The following is an 18,737-nucleotide window of genomic DNA, read 5'->3' as shown; positions in this document are numbered from 1 at the left end:
CACCGACAGGGGCGCCTCCTGTGACTCGAACTCACAGGAGGCGCCCCTTCGCCATCCCATCCACAGGAGGTTCTTGCGGCCTGGTCGGTGCCCGCGTGCTGCGGGCAGGCTTCACGCCATGCAGGTAGCCCTCATCACCGACCTCGGCGCGATCACCGAAGAATGCGCCCGCGTCGCCGAAAGCATCGGCATCGCCCTCACCGTTCTGCCACCCGACTCCGGAGGCTGGCAGTCAGCGTCACTGATCCTCCTCGGCGAAGACGTGCGAGAAGCTCCTGCCACCGACCGCGCCGACAAAATCCTCGTCGTCCTCGACGGTGACGAGCCCGGTTCGACCTGGGCGAAGGCGGCCCACCTCGGTGTGGACCAGCTGGCGGTGCTGCCCGCGGCAGCAGAATGGCTGAGCGGGCGGATGATCGCGGCCATCGAACCTCCCAACGTCCCAGGCACCACGGTCGGCGTCGTCGCCGGCTGCGGGGGAGCCGGTGCCTCCGTGCTCGCCTGCGCCCTGGCCAGAAGAGCCGGGACCGATGTCAGCACCGTCCTCGTCGATGCCGACCCGCTCGGCGGCGGACTCGACCTCGTCCTCGGTGCCGAACAGGTGCCCGGGCCCCGCTGGACCGACCTCAGCGCCTCCCGCGGACAGCTGCGTCCGTCGACGCTGGCCGACGCTCTGCCCCGCCACGAAGGCCTCGCGCTGCTGTCCTGGGGACGTGACGACACCGTCGACCTCGACCCGGACGTCTTCGACGACTTCCTCGCCGCTGCCGGTCAGGCCTTCGACCTCGTCATCGTCGACCTGCCCCGCCACGCCCCACCGCAGTGGACCCGCCGCTGCCACCATGTCCTCCTCGTCTCCCCGGCGCGAGTCCGCTCCGCCGTCGCCTCCTCCCAGGTGGCGAAACGGCTGTCCCACGCCCACCCCGATGTCCGCCTCGTCGTCCGTGAGACCGGGGCCGGCGGCCTCGACGCCGACCTCCTCGCCGACTCGATCGGACTGAACCTGGCCGGAAGCATTCGTGACGACCGAGGACTATCCGCCGCCGTCGACCGCGGGGAGGGCATCCCCGGCGGCGCCCACCTCGGCCGCCTCGTCGACCGTCTGCTGGGGGAGTGGGTGGAATGAGCGAATGGCTCGATGCCTCCCTCGTCGCCGATGTCCGCAAGACCCTGCTCGACAAGCCCGGGCCGGTGACCACGGCCGCCGTCGCCGAGGCGGTCCAACGCACCGGACGGGTGCTCGGTTCTGCCGCCCTGCTCGAACTCGTCACTCGGCTTTCGGCCCAACTGTCCGGTGCCGGGCCCCTGCAGGCCGTGCTCGAGGTGCCCGGCACCACCGACGTCTTCGTCAACGGACCGCGGGAGATCTTCTCCGACACCGGTGACGGACCCCGCCTGCTCGACCTGTCATTGGGGTCCGAAGACGAAGTGCGATCCCTGGCGGTGCGTCTGGCGGCACTCGGCGGGCGCCGCCTCGATGACTCCAGCCCCTATGTCGATGTCCGCCTGCCCGACGGGGTGCGGATGAACGCGATCGTTCCGCCCATCTCCGGGGAGACCACGACGATCTCCTTCCGCGTGCCCAAACGCTCCGGGTTCCCCTTTTCTCAGCTGTGCGCAGAGGGATTCGTCCCCGACGAGGTCAGCCCCCTGCTCACCGAGGCGGTCACAGCACGGGCGAACATCCTCATCTCGGGCGGAACGGGCACGGGGAAGACGGTCCTCCTCGGCGCTCTGCTCTCCCTCGTCGAAGACGTCCAGCGCATCGTCATCGTCGAGGACTCCCGGGAGCTCATCGTCACCCACCCGCATGTCGTTGCGCTCGCCGCCCGGCAGGCCAATGTCGAAGGCGGTGGCGAGGTGACCATGGCCGATCTTGTGCGCAACGCCTTGCGGATGCGACCCGACCGCCTCGTCGTCGGCGAGTGTCGCGGGGCGGAGGTGCGAGACATGCTCACCGCACTCAACACCGGACACGAAGGCGGGTGCGCGACGATCCACGCGAACACCGCCGATGCCGTGCCCAGCCGAGTCGCCGCACTCGGCGCCCTGGCGAAGATGACGCCGGAGGCGGTGTTCTCCCAGTTCTCCACGGCCATCGACCTCGTCATCCACCTGCGCCGGACCGGTTCCCACCGCGGTGTCACGGAACTCGCGATCCCAACCCGCACCGGAAGCACCGGTGTGGTGATGGAACCCGTGTGGGGCCGACCGTCGCCGTCATCGTCGGGGACGGCCAACCGGCGCGCCTTGGCCCGGTTCGAAGCCGTGCTCGAACAGAAGTCCGCGGGATGATCATCGCCACCGCCGTCCTCGTGGCCCTGGGCATCGTTTTGGCCGCGCCCTTGGACGCGGGTGCGCGGCTGCGTGAACTGCTCCACCCCGCCGCCGAGACCGAACCGCGACCGACAGCGACCGGATTCCTTCGCCGAGGCGGCCGGGCACCGGATGCGCGGACCGATCGATTGTGGGCGATCGCGGCCGTGGAGAACTGCGCCCACCTGCTCAAGGTGGGGATGACTCCACAGGCGGTGATCGTGACATTGAGCCGGCAGAACGATGCCTTGGCACCGATTGCGCGGGCGATCGGCCTCGGGGAGGAACCGGGCCGTGCCATCGCCGCCCACAGCACCGACCTTCCCGGCCCCGCCGCCGAGGTGCTCTCCGGCATGGCGGCGGTGTGGACGGTGTCCGAACGTTCCGGAGCACCCGCAGCCGAGATGATCCTGCGCTACGCCGCCGCCCAACGCGACGCTCTCGACGCCGAACGCGAACGCCGGATCGCCATGGCCGGACCGAAGTCGACGGTGCGGGTGCTCAGCTGGCTGCCGCTCATCGGCATCGGCCTGGGTCTGCTCATCGGGGTCAGACCCCTCGAACTCATCACCGGGCTGCCGGGACAGCTGAGCATCGGCGCCGGTCTGGCCCTGTATGTCCTCGGCCGGTGGTGGATGCGGACGATGATGCGGCGAGCCCAGAGGTGATGATCATGCTGCCCGTGCTCACCGGAGTCTTCATCGCCCTGGCAGTTCTGCTGTGGGCGGGCTCGACCGACCGCCGCCTGCGCAGCCTCCTCGGCGAGCCGGGAAAGGAACAGGATCCCACCATCACCGAGGCGGCCCCCACCGAACCGGGGCCCGGGCACTCCCGTGCGGGGACTGCTCGTGCCGTCGCCGATGACCAGCTGGCCTTCGACCTCGATCTGGTCGCGATCTGCCTGACCTCGGGCCTGCCGATTCCCGTGGCACTGACGCTCACGGCCGAAGCGACCGGCGACCGGTCGGGTCTGCGGCGGATCGGGCGGGCGATGACGATCGGCGGCCGCAAACTCGCTGACGACGACCGGCTGCTGCCGGTGCTCGAGGTCTTCGAATTCTCCGAACACTCGGGCGTCGGGCCGGCACCGCTCATCGAATCCGTGGCCAAGGAGCTGCGGGCTTCGTCACGCCGTCGCCGGCAGGAAGCCGCTGCGGCCCTGGGCGTGCAGCTCGTGCTGCCGTTGGGTGTGTGCATCCTGCCGGCATTCCTGCTGCTGTCCGTCGTCCCCGTCGTCATCTCCCTCCTCTCCGACATCACGACCGTGTTCTTCTGAACGGCCGGATCCTCGGTCGCAGCCGGGGTGGTGAGTTGGTGGCTTTCAGGGTCGACCGATAGGGTCGACGAATGGCACCGGTCACACCTTTCAACCAGCTGTCCAATGTCGAACAGGCGGAAGAATACGCCGAAAATCTCTTCGTCGGTCGCTCCGTGCGACTGCGACCTCTGCGAGAGGACGATCTTCCCTACCTCGAACAATGGTGGTTCGACCCCTCGATCGTCGTGTTGCAGAACCACACGGTTCTCCCACGGCCCGAAGGCGGAGTCTCCGAGCAGTTCTCTCAGTGGAGCGCGAACACCTCGAGCGAGGCGGTCGGCTTCAGCATCGAACTGACGGAGACCGAGGAGTTCGTCGGGCACGTCACCCTCTACGGTCGCAACCCGATCAACCAGTCCGCGACACTCGCCATCGTCCTCGGCCCCGAATTCCACGGCCGCGGCTACGGTTCGGACGCTGTGCGATTGGCTGTCAGCTACGGGTTCCTGCAGCTGGGACTCAACCGCATCGAGCTGCAGACCTGGGCGTTCAACACCCGCGGCATCGCCTCCTATGCGAAGGCCGGGTTCGTCGAGGAGGGGCGTCGTCGCGAGGCAGTGTTCTTCAACGGTCGCCGTCATGACGAAGTGATCATGGCCATCCTCAGAGACGACTGGGCCGGAAACACCTGAACCACCCGTGCACCGACCCGGCACCGGTCCCGGAGCGGACCTGCTGGTCGTCACGCCACTTCGGCGCCGATGACTGTGGACGGCCCGGCCACTCGTCCATGATCTCCCTGTGGACGGCGGCACGGTTTCCACAGGGACGATTTCGACCCTCGACATCGCTGCCTCCTGGCTCCCAGGCTGAAGTTCCGCTCGCAGAGTGCGAACGGGTCTGCTGCCAAGGAGGAGAGCATGAGCACCACATCCCCGCACCCGGAAACCGACGGCCCGCCCGTCGACCGGATCGAATCGGTCGATGGCGATGAGAGCATCGAACAGTTCTGGGAGGCCGACACCGGAGCGACCACCGCCGAGTACGCCATCACCACATTGGCCGCCTGCGGATTCGCGGCGCTGCTCGTCGTGATCCTCAAGTCCGAACCGATCAAGGAACTCGTCACCGGGGTCATCTCCTCGGCACTCGGGCTGGGAGCCTGAGCCGAGATGGCATGCGGACGCTCCCGTCAGCGACACCGGAGCCACGAGCTCGATGAGGGAACGGCAACGGCGGAATTCGCTGTCGTCCTCCCCGCCATCGTGCTCCTGCTCGTTGTGCTCACGGGAGCTGCCGCGATCGGATTCTCCCAGCTGCGCGCCTTCGACGCGGCACGCTCGGCGGCCCGTGAGATCGCCCGGGGCGAACCCCAGGCGGCTGTCATCGCCGAAGCGAAGAAGCACGCGGGCAGCTCGGCGAATGTCGCCGTGCGCGCCGATGGAGGCTATTCGGTCGTCACGGTCACGATTCGCCTGCCTGCCGCGATCTTCTTCCTCGACACGGTCGATGCGAACGCCACCGCCCGATACGAAGGAGATCGGAGCGGGCCGTCATGACGAACATCGTCGTCGGACTCTGTTCGATCGTGCTCGTGCTTGTCACCGCCGTCGGCAGCCTGTCTCAGGCGTTCGCCGCCCACAGCCAGGCACAGAACGCCGCGGATCTGGCGGCGCTGGCCGCTGCAGACGCGGTGCGCGGACTGGCGACCGGCGAACCGTGTGAGATCGCGAAGGAGGTGGCCGAACGCAACGGCGGGTCGTTGAGCGACTGTGCGGCGTCGCTGAGTGAGCAGTCGGCGTATGTCGCTGTCGAAGTCGACATCCCGGGCCCGCTGCCGAAGGTCAGGGAGAAAGCCGTCGCAGGAAGATAGGACCCGGTCGACGGTGGCTGAGGACGACCGAAGCAGCGACGCCGCCGTGCGGCTCACCGCGGATCCTCAGCGCAGGACGATGCGCAGCAGACGCAGAGCGGCGTCCTTCTCCAAGGGTTCGTTGCCGTTTCCGCACTTCGGCGACTGCACGCATGAGGGACATCCGTCGATGCACTCACACGCGGCGATGGCATCCCTGGTCGCAGCCAGCCAGTCCTCGAAGACCTCGGACCCGCGTTCGGCGAAACCCGCACCGTCGGCCAGCCCGTCGTAGACGAACACCGTGGCCATGCCGGTATCCGCGTGCAGAGCCGTCGAGACCCCGCCGATATCCCACCGGTCGCAGCCGGCGAAGAGCGGCAGCAGTCCGATGGAGGCATGCTCGGCGGCATGAACGGCACCGGGCAGATCCCCGGCTGCGACTTCGGCCTCGTCCAGCGCCGTCTGCGGAACCGTCCACCACACGGCCTTCGTGCGCAGGGTGCGTTCGGGCAGGTCGAGTTCGTGTTCGGCGATGATCGCCCCGCCCCGCTTCGCCCTCATCCGGTAGGCCACGACCTGGTCCTTGACGTCGACGGTGCCGCTGCACACCGCGATCCCCGACGGCAGAACCCGCTGCGCATCGGTGTCGACGATCTCGATCTCCGTCTGCGAACGCGGCTGCGTCGTGTAGTCGACCTCGGCTCGTTCGACCGCGACGATGTGGTCCTCGAGGTCGAGATCGAGCACGATGAAATCGACCCCCTGATGCGTGTACACCGCACCCGGGTGGGCTCCCGTGTGCGCCCCGGACTCATCAACCGTGCCCAACAGGGTGCCCGTGCTCGCCTCCACGAGACGGAACTGACCACCGCCGGATCCACGGATATCGGACAGGTCGGTCGCCGGCTGGTCCTTGGCCCAGAACCATCCGGTCGGACGAGCCCGCAGCAGCTTCTGCTCGACGAGGTCGTCGATGACTTCGGCCGAGTTGTCCGGGAAGTGCACGAGATCGCCCTCCTTCAGCGGCACCTCGGCGGCGGCTGCACACAGATGTCCGGAGAGCACATGCGGGTTGCCCGGATGGATGACCCCGGCGTCGACGGGGGAGTCGAAGATGACTTCGGGGTGGTGGACGACATAGGTGTCGAGCGGATCGTCACGAGCGATGAACACGGCCATCCACCGCTGTCCGGCCCGGCCGGCACGACCGGCCTGCTGCCACAGGGAGGCCAGAGTGCCGGGCCAGCCGGAGATGATGACGAGGTCGAGCCCGGAGATGTCGATGCCGAGCTCCAGGGCATTCGTCGACGCCACTGCCAGCAGCTTCCCCGAACGCAGAGCGGTCTCGAGCATCCGCCGTTCCTCAGCCAGATACCCTCCGCGGTAGGCGGCGATCTTTCCGGTCAGCGACTCATCGACCTCACCGACCTGATCGCGCACGGTCTGGGCGAGTGCCTCGGTGCCGCGGCGGGAGGCGATGAAGGTGAGTGATCGGAAGCCTGCGCACATCGCATCGGTGATGACGTCGGCGGCTTCGACGAGTCCGCTGCGTCTGTCCCCGCCCGGTGAGACGGGCGGCTCCCACAGTGCGAAGGAGCCTGAGGCCCGTGGGGAGGAATCCTCGGTCACGGCGTGCGCGGGCCGCCCGGTGAGCTTGGCGAACGCCGCATCCGGCTGGGCCATCGTCGCCGAAGCCCCGATGACGACGGGCGATGCTCCGTAGTGGGCGGCGATGCGCAGCAGCCGGCGGAGGATGAGGCCGACATGGGACCCGAACACGCCGCGGTACCGGTGGGCTTCGTCGATGACGATGAACCGCAGATTCTTGAACATCCGCGCGAATCGTTCGTGCTGGGGCAGGATACCGCGGTGGAGCATGTCCGGGTTGGTGAAGATGATGTTCGCATGCCGTCGCGCCCAGTCCTTCGACGCCTGGGAGGTGTCCCCGTCGTAGGCGGCGGGCCGCATGCCCCGGATGATGAACCGTTCGAGTTTGGTCAGCTGATCGGCCGCGAGCGCCTTTGTCGGGGCGATGTAGAGCGCCGAGGCGGTGCGCAGCTTGTCTCGGGTGGCTTGGATGGATTCAATCACCGGCAGCCAGAACCCCAAGGACTTCCCCGAGGCGGTCGGGGTGGCGATGACGATGTCGGATCCGCTGCGAGCCGTGTTCGCGGCTTCGAGCTGGTGATGCCAGAGGGCGTCGACGCCGATGGCATGGCAGGCGTGTTTGAGTTCCTCGTCGATCCAGTCGGGCCAGTCGGCATCGTGCTCGAAACGCTGCGGAATGTCGCGGACGTGGACGATGCGCTCATCCCGGGCACCGAAAGCGGTGACGATATCGAGGAGAGCGGAGGAGGCCATGGGTCAATTATGGCGCAGTCGTTAGGATTCTTCTGTGACTGATCTTCCGTTGACCTGCCTGAGCGAGACCCTCTACCGTGCCGGCTACACCGAGCCGCGGCTGCGGCAGCTCTGGGGTGCCGCGACTTCGGAGGCTCTCGTTCGCAACAACGCCGCTCCGGCCATTCACCGCTGCACTCAGGTTCTCGTCGATGACTCGGCCACCGAATTCGACCGTGGCCTGGCGAATCTGGCCCTGCTGTTCCACTTCCACCGCAGAGTCGATCTCTCAGCGGTCCGCGCCGTGTTGGGTGAGGATGTCGACACCGCCGCCGAGGCGGGGCTGATCGAGATCACCGATGATGAGGTCAGCGCACCGTTCGCCCTCACTCCCTATGACCTTCCGGTGGGAGTTCCACGCGGTTTCCGCACAGGGGATGAGAACCTCTATCTCGTCGCCGATCACGGCACCCTGACCACGCCGGAGGCTCTCGACGGGGAGTTCGTCCTCGGACTCGGCGGGGCCGGACGCACGCTCGTGTCCATCACTCCACGTGACCGGGTCGAACTGGCCGCAGACATCGGCACCGGCTGCGGCATCCAAGCCCTGCTGCTGGCTCGCCACAGCACACGGGTCATCGCCACCGACATCTCTCACCGCGCCCTGCACCTGGCAGCGCTTTCGGCTGAGCTCAACGGTGTCGACACCATCGAATTCCGGCACGGATCTCTGCTCGAACCGGTCGACGAACCCGTGGACCTGCTCGTGTCGAACCCGCCGTTCGTCATCACCCCACGCAGCACGGACACGACCTTCGAATACCGGGACGGCGGAATGACCGGAGATGCGCTCGTGCGCACGCTGTTCTCCCAGATCCCTGCGGCACTGAACCCGGGCGGACGCAGCGTCTGCCTCGGCAACTGGGAGACCACCTCGGCGAATGCGGACGGCCCGGAGACCTGGGTCAGCGAAGACGACACCTCGGTTCTCGTCATCGAACGCGAAGCCCTCGACCCCATCGCCTACGCCGAGACCTGGATCCGCGACGGCGGGATCCCGCGCGCCAGCGCCGCATGGAACACCGCGGTCGCCGCCTGGCTCGCCGACTTCGCCACGAGAGCTGTGGACGAGATCGTCTTCGGGTACGTGCTCATGACACGGGCCGATAACGATGTGCCAACGATCGGCTCCGGGACGTTCAAGACCCGGGTGAGGACCACCTCGGCGCCGGCGAGCAATCCGCACGGACTCGCCGAATTCCTCACCACGATCGTCGCGATCCGGTCCTGGCTGGCGTCGGTCGGGCCCGAGGAGATCGCCGCGACTGCGTTCACACGCTCACCGGACCTTGTCGAACACCGCCATTTCGTGCCCGGCGAATCGGAACCGAGCTCGATCACCCTGGAGCAGGGCATCGGCTTCGGGCAGGAGTTCGACCTCGACACGGCGCTGGCGGGATTCGTCTCCGTCGCCGATGGATCACTGACTCTGCGACAGACGGCCAGCGCGCTTGCGCAGCTGCTCGACGTCGATGCGACGGCACTCGAAGATCAGCTCATCGCCCAGGTCAGAGCCCTGTCTGCAGCGGGTGTGCTGCTGCCGGACATCGACTCGACCGAGGGTTCGGCGACCCGGGACGGCGGGGGAAGGGGATAGGATCGTAAACCGTTGACGCCGTGTCCCGGTGAAGTCCGGGCAGGGTCAGGGCCGAACCAGCCGATGACGATCAGGGCCATTCAACAGTGTTACATTGGGCCGGATCGTCCGTTGCAGCGAGCAGCAGATGCCGTGAGAGGAATGTGAAAGCGTGACCACAACCGAGAAGAAGCCCCGTCGCCTCGTCATCGTCGAGTCTCCGACGAAGGCGCGAACGATTGTGGGATACCTCGGCGACGGTTATGACGTCGAGGCGTCGGTCGGGCACATCCGCGACCTGCCCACCCCCTCGGAACTGCCCGCCGATATGAAGAAGGGGCCCTACGGCAAGTTCGCCGTCGACGTCGACAACGGCTTCGACCCCTACTATCGGGTCGACCCGGGCAAGAAGAAGAAGGTCACCGAGCTCAAACGCCTGCTCAAGGATGCCGACGAACTTTATCTCGCAACGGATGAGGACCGCGAGGGAGAGGCCATCGCCTGGCATCTGCTCGAGGTGCTCAAACCGAAGATCCCCGTCAAACGCATGGTCTTCCACGAGATCACCCCTGAGGCGATCGAACGCGCTCTGGAGAACACCCGCGACATCGACACCTCGCTCGTCGACGCACAGGAGACCCGTCGGATCCTCGACCGTCTCTACGGCTACGAGGTCTCACCCGTGCTGTGGCGCAAGATCCGAGCCGGCCTGTCGGCCGGACGTGTCCAGTCTGTGGCCACCCGGCTCGTCGTCGAACGCGAACGCGAACGCATGGCCTTCGTGCCCGCCGACTACTGGGACCTCGACATCGACCTCGGGCTGCCCGACGGAACAAACCCGTTCGCCGCGAACCTCACCACCCTCGATGGGGCCCGTGTGGCCTCGGGACGTGACTTCAACGACAAGGGTCAGCTGAAGAACATCTCGGCGACGGTCGTCGACCAGGCCCGGGCGGAAGCTCTGGCCACCGAACTCAACGGCAGTGCGAAGAACGCTCTGACGGTGTCCGCGGTGGAATCGAAGCCGTACTCCCGCCGTCCTGCCGCCCCGTTCACGACCTCGACGCTGCAGCAGGAAGCCGGCCGCAAGCTGCGCATGAGCGCCCGCCAGGCCATGCGCACCGCTCAGTCGCTGTACGAGCACGGCTACATCACCTACATGCGTACCGACTCCTCGTCGCTCTCGGGCCAGGCCATCGCCGCAGCCCGGAAGCAGGTGACCGAGCTCTACGGTCCCGAGTTCGTGCCGCAGTCACCGCGTCAGTACGCCAGCAAGCAGAAGTCGGCGCAGGAGGCCCACGAGGCGATCCGTCCCGCCGGTGACTCCTTCCGCACCCCGGCGCAGGTGTCCAAACAGCTCAACGGCGATGAGTTCCGTCTCTACGACCTCATCTGGAAGCGCACCGTGGCCAGCCAGATGGCCGATGCGAAGGGCAAGACCGCGACGATCAAGGTCAGTGCCGCGCTCGCAGACGGCCACGAGGCCGGATTCAGCGCCAGCGGCACCGTCATCACCTTCCGCGGCTTCCTCGCCGCCTACGAAGAGGGGCAGGACGCTTCCCGCTACGACACGAAGTCCGGCGAATCCCGCCTGCCGCAGGTCGAAGAGGGCCAGGCGCTGTCGGTGGTCAAGGCTGAAGCCGACGGTCACACGACCGCACCGCCGCCGCGCTTCACGGAGGCGAGCCTGGTCAAGCAGCTCGAAGAGCTTGGCATCGGCCGACCCTCGACCTACGCGGCGACGATCTCGGTGATCCAGGATCGCGGGTACGTCACCTCGCGCGGCAATGCTCTCGTGCCCAGCTGGTTGGCGTTCTCTGTCGTGCGGCTGCTCGAGGAGCACTTCACCGGGCTCGTCGACTATGCGTTCACTGCCGATCTCGAATCCGAACTCGACCGGATCGCGATGGGCGAAGAGGACCGCAATGACTGGTTGGCCGGGTTCTACTTCGGTGACCAGACTCAGGACCGCGAGGGCCTCAAGACGATCGTCGACGACCTCGGTGACATCGACGCCCGTGAGGTCAACACCGTGGCGATCAGCGACGGTGTGAACCTGCGTGTCGGCCGGTACGGTCCCTACCTCGAGGTGCCGTCCGGAGTCGAGGGTGAAGATCCGAAGCGGGTCTCCGTCCCCGATGATCTTGCTCCCGATGAGCTCACAGCCGCCAAGGCGGCCGAGCTCATCGAGACTCAGGGCGGCGAAGACCGCGAACTCGGAGTCGACCCGGAGACCGGGCACACCATCGTGGCGAAGAACGGTCGCTTCGGCCCCTACGTCTCCGAGGTGCTTCCCGAGCCCGAGGAGAAGCCCAAGCGCGGAGCGAAGAAACCCAAGCCGCGCACCGGTTCGCTGTTCAAGTCGATGAACCTCGACACCATCGATCTGGACACCGCGCTCAAGCTGCTCAGCCTGCCGCGTGTGGTCGGTCAGGACGAAGAGGGCACGGACATCACCGCGCAGAACGGCCGCTATGGACCGTACCTGAAGAAGGGCACGGACTCTCGGTCGCTGACGGACGAAGAGCAGATCTTCAACATCACCCTCGAAGAGGCGCTGAAGATCTACTCCGAGCCCAAGCAGCGCGGTGGCCGTCGTGCCGCGGCTCCGCTGAAAGAACTCGGCGAGGATCCGATCTCGAAGAAGCCGGTCGTCGTCAAGGACGGTCGCTTCGGGCCCTATGTCACCGACGGTGAGTTCAACGCGACTCTGCGCAAAGACGACTCCGTCGAGTCGATGACCCTCGACAGAGCAGCGACTCTGCTGGCCGAGAAGAGGGCGAAGGGACCGGCGAAGAAGAAGGCGCCGGCGAAGAAGTCGACGGCGAAGAAGGCACCTGCCAAGAAGTCGACTGCGGCCAAGACCACGGCGGCGAAGAAGACGACGGCCGCCAAGTCGACCACGGCGAAGAAGACCACGGCCGCCAAATCGACCACGGCGAAGAAGACCACGGCCGCGAAGACGACGAGCACGACGAAGCCGAAGACTCCCTGAGGCTGAGCCTCCATGCCAGATTCCCTCTCGGTCTCCATCAGCCGCAACGACCCGGCCGATGACGACGCGTTCGCGCGATGGCATGCGGTGTACTCGGCGGCACGCCGTCATGATCGCGGTCCTGAGGCTCCGGTGTGGTCCCAGGCAGAGCTGGGGGCCCAGCTGCGAGTGGAGCGGAGCTCGTCGAGGACCGAACTCTATCTCGCACTCCGACCGGCCGAGGAACGTCGCCCGATCGGTGCGATCGCGCTGACGGTTCCGCTCCGCGACAACCGCCACCGCGTCGATGTCGAGCTCTACGTCGATCCCGAATCCCGGCGCCGAGGTGTCGGCTCCGCCATGCTCGAATTCGTTCGGACCCGAGCACGGGAACTGGGCCGCAGGGTGATCGCCTCGGAGGTCTTCCGTCCCTACGAGGGTGCGGGCCGCACCTTCGTGGATGCGGACCGCGCCGCCGAGCCTGCCGATCTCGGCACCGGGGACTCACGGACGGCAGCGCTGGTTCCGGGAATCGCCTTCGCCGAGCACCACACGTTCGCCTTCGCCATCGGAGAGCTGCGCAGCGAATGTCCTCTGCCTCTGGAGCCCACGCTCATTCGCGCGATCGCCGAGGAAGCACAACCCTTCCACGAGGACTTCGAGCTTCGCTCCTGGAGCGGAGATGTGCCGGAGGAGTTCGTGGATCAATGGGCTCAGATGGAAGGGCTCATCGAAACCGAAGCGCCGACGGGGGAGCGCGAGATCGAACCCTCGGCGACCTCGGCCGCCGATATCCGCGAACAGGAGGCCATCCTCGCGGCCCAAGGGCGTACGAGCTTCGCCGCGATCGCTCTCGACCCCTCTGGTGACATCGCCGCCTACACCCAGCTGGTCCACTCTTCGGCCGAGTCCATGGTCTACCAGTGGGGCACTCTCGTCCGGGCCGAGCACCGGGGCCATCGGCTCGGTGCTGCGGTGAAGGCCGCCGCCGCAGGCGAGTTCGCCCGATCGGAGTTGGCGGCGCGGGCGATCATCACTTACAACGCCGAAGAGAACGAGCACATGCTGGCGATCAACCGGCGGCTGGGCTTCCGCCCTATCGAGCGGCTCGAAGAGATCGAACTCAACCTCGACGCATGAGGTCGGCCTCGGCGAACGCTGTGAGCGCCGCTCCATCGAGCCGGTAGGTCTCCCATTCGTCCTGAGCCTTCGCACCCAAAGACTCATAGAACCCGATCGATGGTGTGTTCCACTTGAGCACGCACCACTCGAGCCTGGCCAGCCCCCGCTCCTGACAGATCTGAGCCAGACGCCCCAGCAGCGCCTTCCCGGCACCGATTCCTCGGTGCTCAGGCGAGACATAGAGATCTTCGAGCCAGATCCCGTTCCTGCCCGTCCAGGTGGAGAACGAGTGGAACCAGATGGCGATGCCGATGACCTCCCCGTCGACCTCGGCCACGAGACCGTAGGTGTTCGGGTGACCGTCGGTGGGGAACATCACCGCGGCGAAGTCCGCCTCGGTGGCCTCGACGGCATCCGGTTCCTTCTCGTACACGGCCAGGTCATGGACGAGACGGAGGATGTCGGACAGATCATCCTCTCCGGCCTCACGGATCGTCAGGGACATTCTTCCTCCCGGTGGTGGATATGGTTCACAGCAGGTGCTTGCCGACATAGTCCGGCAGCGCTGTCAGTTCTTCAGGCGTCGGTGATTCGGGCGTATGCGCATCGGCGTGAGCATAGTACGAAGCGAACTCCTCGGCGACGGCATCGACCGTGACCTCGGGATGGATCTCACTGATCGACCCACCCGTCGTTGGGTCCCAGTCGATGCCGAGGGCGGCTTCGACATCGGTGAGGACGGCACGGATCGGGTCCGGGTCCTCGACGACGACGGAGGAGGAGAACAGCCATGCTCCCGAGACCACTCGCTGGGCGGTCCCGATGGCCTTGATCCGTCCGGCGACATTCACGCTGTGCTCACCGGGGCAGTATTCGCCGGGGATCTCGCCGAGGCGGGCGTCGACTCCGATGCCGCGCAGAACTTCGACGTAATCGAGACCGAAACCGGTGAACCGGGCGTTCGTGTTCGTGATGAAGGAATCACTCGGTTCGATGTGATCGATGACCAGCGATCCCGGATGATAGGCCGCCGCCCGGCCGCCGAGGCTGCGCAGCACGGGCGTGAAACCGTGGTCACGGGCCGCCTCGATCGCGGTGGTGAAGCCGGGCAGGAAACGGTCGCGGGCACCGAAGGCCAAGGTCGGTTGAGGGCGGTACATCCGCAGCGTTGCCCCGCGACGACCGGCCTTGACCGAGTCGAGGAGGACACGGGCGAAAGCGAGCTCGGCAACGGGCCCCAACCCCTCAGTCGCCACCGTGGTCATGGCCGGAATGTCTGTGTGCACGTGAACAAGAGTAGAGGATGGGTCGACCCCGGCGCGGTTCGGGTTGTCGGAGATCGCATCGGGTTCCAAGAGATATGTCAGTCGAGACCGATAGTCTAGAGCTGTGAGCATGTTGACGACTACAGGACACCGACTGCCCGGAGCACCCGGCCGGCTGGTCACCGAGACCGCCGCCTGGGGAGCACTGATCGTACTTGTCGCGATCAGCTATGTGGTGGCAGGGACCAGCGGACTTCTCGCCACGGTGGGCGGACGCGCCTTCACCGCGATGGGCGAATCCATCAGCGCCGGAGGCTTCGACAATCGGATGGGCACCCTGTCGCTGCTCATCGTCTTCGCGCTCTCATGCGCGGGCCTCTTCATTCCCGCGAAGGTCTTCGCCACCCGGTCACCGGCGGTGCGCAAGACCGCGCTGAGCATCGCCGCCGTCGTCGAGGCCGCCGTGCTCATCGTCCTCAGCTTGGCACCCAGCGCCTGGCTGACCTGGGTCGCCGCCCTGTTCCTCGGGGCCGTGGTGGGTCTGCTCATGAGCATCAACCCGTTCACGAACGAGAAGCCGTGGCGTCGTGTCGGGATCCCCGCCGCGGTCCTCGTCTTCGTCTCCTGTGCCTTTCAGATCCTCGGTGGATCCACCGCCGGAACCCAAGCGCTCGGATGGACATCGCTGCTCGTCGGCATCGGCATGGCCGCCGGTTCCGTCATCATCTTCCTCACCCCCGAACGCGTCCTGCACGCGGAGACCGCGACCACCGGTTCGTTCCCGGAACTCAAAGCTCGCGTGGTCCGTCCCGCCGAGGCGATCGCCAACCCCTGGGTGTGCATCGGACTCTTCGCCGTACTCGGCGCCACCTTCATGCTCGCGCAGCCGACGGCGATCAGTCACGGGTACGGGCAGGCCGGTTTCGCACTCATCATCGCCTGCTGCCTCGTCGGCTGGGCGATCGGCTTCGAGATGGGACCGACCTTCGCCCCCGGAATGTCCCGGCCCCGTGTGTCCACCTTCGCCCTGCTCGTCTCCGGTGTGCTGCTGCTGGCGACCGGAGCCATCAACGAGCTCTCCGGCAAGGTCGTGCTCTCAGCAGCGATCGCATTCCTCGTCGGCATCGGCGTGCGCGCCCAACCCTACGATTTCTCTCGCCGCTACGGTGCCGTTGCCGGTGCCGGTCTGGCCCTGGTCATCAACGCCTTCGACCTCGGCGGCACGGTCGAGGTCGGGTCGAGCCCAGACTGGGTGCTCGCGCCCAGTGACGTGGCGTTCCTCGTCTTCGGCATCGCCGCCCTCGTCGCCGGAATCATCGGCCTGTTCATCTTCGACCCGCACAAACTGCAGGGTCTGTCCGTCGACATCGTCCACGGGTTCCGCCCACCGAATCAGGCGGAAGCCTCTGCCGGCGGGCTCGGGAATTCGACTCAGCGCCTCGGCGCCGGTTTCTTCATCGCTGTCGAAGGCGGCGACGGGGCCGGGAAGACCACGCAGATCAAACGGATCTCCCGTGCCCTGGCCGACGACGGTTATCACGTCGAGTCCACCCGGGAACCCGGCGGCACCGAGCTGGGCACGAAGATCCGCTCCGTCCTCTTCGACGCCGACCCGCCGAGCCCCCGCACCGAGGCGCTGCTCTTCGCCGCCGACCGCGCCCACCATGTCGCGTCGCTGGTCGACCCCAGCCTGGATGAGGGCGCCATCGTCATCACCGACCGCTACATCGATTCGACGATCGCCTATCAGGCCGCCGGCCGCAGCTTCGACGAGAAGACGATCCAGGCGCTGAGCCGTTGGGCGACCCAGGGACTCGTCCCGCACCTGACGATCGTGCTCGACATCGATCCCGAGAGCGCCGCCGAGCGGATGGGGCAGCGCGGGGAGAGCAACTACCTCGACGAGGAGAACCAGCAGTTCCACCAGCGTGTGCGCCAGACCTACCTGTCCCGGGCACGCAGGGAACCGGACCGCTATGTCGTCCTCGACGCCTCGGTCAGTGCCGATGAGCTCACCGCGCAGATGCTCGCCGCCGTCCGGGCGCGGCTTCCGCAGGCTCTGCTCTCTCGCGATGGCACCAGCACCGAGGCGGTCGCTGCCTCCCCGGAGACCAGCGACGACAACGACGCCACCGACACCGGACCCGATGACGCCCCCTCCGAGATCGCAGAAGACTCCTCTGCCGGTGACGCCGACCGACATGAGCGCGGACCGCGCTTCGTCCCGGTGGCCGACGACCGGTTCATCCCGAGCGCGATCAGCGACGCGGAAGTGGAGACGTCCGGAGCCGTTCCCACCGAACGGGTCGACCTCGGAGCTGACCTGCGCGACGGCCCGGCCGCCTCGGCGAGCGATCAGAACTTCGCCGCGACCCCGGTGAGGCAATCCGAACCTTCGACATCGGATGACCGAGCGGACGACGCCGACTCGGACGATGCAGGTGCAGACGACGATTCCGATTCCACTGACTTCAGCGAAGATCCAGCCAACGACGAAGACGCAGAGACCCGAGTCGTCAGCCAGGTGACTGCGGAGGACGCTGAAACCCGCGTCGTCAGCCAAGTGACCCCTGAGGACGCTGAAACCCGCGTCGTCGAACAAGCCGATCCCATCGCCGAAGGGGAACCCGACGAGGGAGCCCCTGCTGGCGATGCAGAGACGACGGTGCTGCCGGCACGCAGCGCTCGCGAGATGAGCCGTGAACGTCTGCAGGCCCAGGCCGAGATCGAAAGGCAGGCTCGAGAGCGGCTGCGCAGGCAACGCGAACGCAACAACCGTCGCTTCAACGACCCGGAGGGATCCTGAAGTGAGCGTCTTCGACGAACTCGTCGGCCAAGACGATGTCATCACCCAGCTCGGCTATGCCTTGGACGACCCGGCCGCGATGACCCATGCGTGGCTGTTCACGGGCCCACCCGGGTCGGGCCGGTCGAACGCCGCCCGGGCGTTCGCCGCCGCACTGATCTCCGGCGGCACCGAGTCGAATGACGTCACCGCCAGGGTGCTGTCGGGCCATCACGAGTCCCTGACGATCATGTCGACTCAGAAATCGGTCATCTCGATCGAAGAGGTGCGTGAGCTCGTGTCCAAGGCTCAGTCCGCTCCGGTGAATTCGAAATGGCGGGTCGTCATCATCGAAGACGCCGACCGGATGATGGAGCGGACGGCGAATGTTCTGCTCAAAGCCATCGAAGAGCCGCCTCCCGGAACCGTCTGGCTGCTGTGCGCGCCGAGCCCGATCGACGTACTCACGACCATCCGCTCGCGGTGCCGACCGGTGCGACTGCGGATTCCGTCTCGAGATGCCGTGGCGCAGCTGCTCATGCAGCGTGATCACGTCGACGAGGATCGCGCGAAGTGGGCGGCCGCCGTGGCGCAGAACCACATCGGCCGGGCGAAGTATCTGACGCTGAGCGAATCGGCCGACGCCGAACGCCGACAGATCCTCGCGATCCCCGGCAAACTCACCTCGGTGGGGGCGACGATCCGCTTGGCCGGACGCATCGTCGATGCCGCGGCGGAAACGGCGAAGTCGAGGGTCGAGGAGCGCAACGCAGCCGAACGCGCCGAGCTCCTGACGACCCTGGGCATCGAGACGGAGAAGACGATTCCGCCTTCGGCCAGGGCACAGATCAGGAAGCTCGAAGAAGAGCAGAAGAGACGGTCGGTGCGGGCTCGCAACGATGAGCTCGATCGCATCTTCCTCGAACTGATGAGCCTCTACCGCGACATTCTCATGTATCAGTTGGGGATCCGCGACGGTTGGATCAACGACGGCGAGGTCGACCTCATCGCCGAGCAGGCGAACCGGGACGGACCGGATACCACCCTGCTGCGCATCGACGCCATCACCGAGGCCCGACAGCGTCTGCAGACGAATATGTCACCGGTGCTCATCGTCGAGGCGGCGTTCGTGCTGCTGTCGAACCCGTGGCTGCAGGAGGACCGCTCGGGAGCGATCTGACGCCTC

16 protein-coding genes are annotated in these 18,737 nt (G+C 66.8%); 13 read left to right on the top strand and 3 right to left on the bottom strand.

Features of this window, described 5'->3' with window-relative positions:
• The first annotated feature begins 118 nt into the window (after positions 1-118).
• From ssd to ACSE4D_RS04020, 8 genes are all read left to right on the top strand, one after another.
• Complete coding sequence (gene ssd / locus ACSE4D_RS04055; RefSeq protein ID WP_135537281.1) at positions 119-1,126, top strand: septum site-determining protein Ssd; 1,008 nt, start codon at positions 119-121, stop codon at positions 1,124-1,126.
• Entirely contained in the window at positions 1,123-2,295 is a 1,173-nt protein-coding gene (locus ACSE4D_RS04050; RefSeq protein WP_135537280.1) for a TadA family conjugal transfer-associated ATPase, read from the top strand. Before ssd ends, ACSE4D_RS04050 begins: the two co-directional genes overlap by 4 nt.
• Positions 2,292-2,984: a type II secretion system F family protein gene (locus ACSE4D_RS04045; protein WP_135537279.1), complete on the top strand. Its 693-nt coding sequence runs from the start codon at positions 2,292-2,294 to the stop codon at positions 2,982-2,984. The genes ACSE4D_RS04050 and ACSE4D_RS04045 overlap by 4 nt, the downstream gene beginning before the upstream one ends.
• Complete coding sequence (locus ACSE4D_RS04040) at positions 2,984-3,592, top strand: type II secretion system F family protein (protein WP_436326686.1); 609 nt, start codon at positions 2,984-2,986, stop codon at positions 3,590-3,592. The genes ACSE4D_RS04045 and ACSE4D_RS04040 overlap by 1 nt, the downstream gene beginning before the upstream one ends.
• A gap of 71 nt (positions 3,593-3,663) precedes the next feature.
• The gene (locus ACSE4D_RS04035) at positions 3,664-4,266 is read left to right on the top strand and encodes a GNAT family N-acetyltransferase (protein WP_425119337.1); all 603 of its coding nucleotides are present in this window, start codon (positions 3,664-3,666) and stop codon (positions 4,264-4,266) included.
• Positions 4,267-4,494: 228 nt separating this feature from the next.
• Complete coding sequence (locus tag ACSE4D_RS04030; protein ID WP_436326685.1) at positions 4,495-4,740, top strand: DUF4244 domain-containing protein; 246 nt, start codon at positions 4,495-4,497, stop codon at positions 4,738-4,740.
• 6 nt (positions 4,741-4,746) lie between these two features.
• The gene (locus tag ACSE4D_RS04025) at positions 4,747-5,133 is read left to right on the top strand and encodes a TadE family type IV pilus minor pilin (RefSeq protein ID WP_436326684.1); all 387 of its coding nucleotides are present in this window, start codon (positions 4,747-4,749) and stop codon (positions 5,131-5,133) included.
• Positions 5,130-5,447: an Rv3654c family TadE-like protein gene (locus ACSE4D_RS04020; protein ID WP_436326683.1), complete on the top strand. Its 318-nt coding sequence runs from the start codon at positions 5,130-5,132 to the stop codon at positions 5,445-5,447. Before ACSE4D_RS04025 ends, ACSE4D_RS04020 begins: the two co-directional genes overlap by 4 nt.
• 66 nt (positions 5,448-5,513) lie before the next feature.
• On the opposite strand, the gene ACSE4D_RS04015 is transcribed toward ACSE4D_RS04020, so the two are convergent.
• Positions 5,514-7,790: a DEAD/DEAH box helicase gene (locus tag ACSE4D_RS04015; RefSeq protein WP_436326682.1), complete on the bottom strand. Its 2,277-nt coding sequence runs from the start codon at positions 7,788-7,790 to the stop codon at positions 5,514-5,516.
• Positions 7,791-7,824: 34 nt separating this feature from the next.
• On the opposite strand from ACSE4D_RS04015, the gene ACSE4D_RS04010 reads away from it, so the two are divergent.
• From ACSE4D_RS04010 to ACSE4D_RS04000, 3 genes are all read left to right on the top strand, one after another.
• A complete protein-coding gene (locus ACSE4D_RS04010; protein ID WP_436326681.1) occupies positions 7,825-9,426 on the top strand; it encodes a DUF7059 domain-containing protein in 1,602 nt (533 codons plus the stop codon).
• 151 nt (positions 9,427-9,577) lie between these two features.
• On the top strand, positions 9,578-12,400 hold the full coding sequence (topA, locus tag ACSE4D_RS04005) for a type I DNA topoisomerase (RefSeq protein WP_436326680.1): 2,823 nt from the start codon (positions 9,578-9,580) through the stop codon (positions 12,398-12,400).
• Between the two features lie 12 nt (positions 12,401-12,412).
• On the top strand, positions 12,413-13,519 hold the full coding sequence (locus ACSE4D_RS04000) for a GNAT family N-acetyltransferase (RefSeq protein ID WP_436326679.1): 1,107 nt from the start codon (positions 12,413-12,415) through the stop codon (positions 13,517-13,519).
• Here the strand turns inward: ACSE4D_RS04000 and ACSE4D_RS03995 are convergent.
• Together ACSE4D_RS03995 and ACSE4D_RS03990 are read right to left on the bottom strand one after the other, a co-directional pair.
• Positions 13,503-14,006, bottom strand: coding sequence for a GNAT family N-acetyltransferase (locus tag ACSE4D_RS03995; protein ID WP_135537271.1), 504 nt, complete (start codon positions 14,004-14,006; stop codon positions 13,503-13,505). The two genes, ACSE4D_RS04000 and ACSE4D_RS03995, sit on opposite strands and share 17 nt — an antisense overlap.
• A gap of 25 nt (positions 14,007-14,031) precedes the next feature.
• Positions 14,032-14,766, bottom strand: coding sequence for a lipoate--protein ligase family protein (locus ACSE4D_RS03990; protein WP_436327117.1), 735 nt, complete (start codon positions 14,764-14,766; stop codon positions 14,032-14,034).
• A 130-nt stretch (positions 14,767-14,896) separates the two neighbouring features.
• Here ACSE4D_RS03990 and tmk point away from each other — a divergent pair, with 130 nt between their 5' ends.
• On the top strand, positions 14,897-17,572 hold the full coding sequence (gene tmk / locus ACSE4D_RS03985) for a dTMP kinase (protein WP_135537496.1): 2,676 nt from the start codon (positions 14,897-14,899) through the stop codon (positions 17,570-17,572).
• Between the two features lies 1 nt (position 17,573).
• A complete protein-coding gene (locus ACSE4D_RS03980) occupies positions 17,574-18,731 on the top strand; it encodes a DNA polymerase III subunit delta' (protein WP_436326678.1) in 1,158 nt (385 codons plus the stop codon).
• Positions 18,732-18,737 lie beyond the last annotated feature (6 nt).

This window comes from Brevibacterium sp. FAM 27836, assembly GCF_051351055.1.
GTDB lineage: Bacteria > Actinomycetota > Actinomycetes > Actinomycetales > Brevibacteriaceae > Brevibacterium.
The sequence above is the reverse complement of the archived record's forward strand: the minus strand, read 5'-3'. Positions and strand labels throughout refer to the sequence as shown.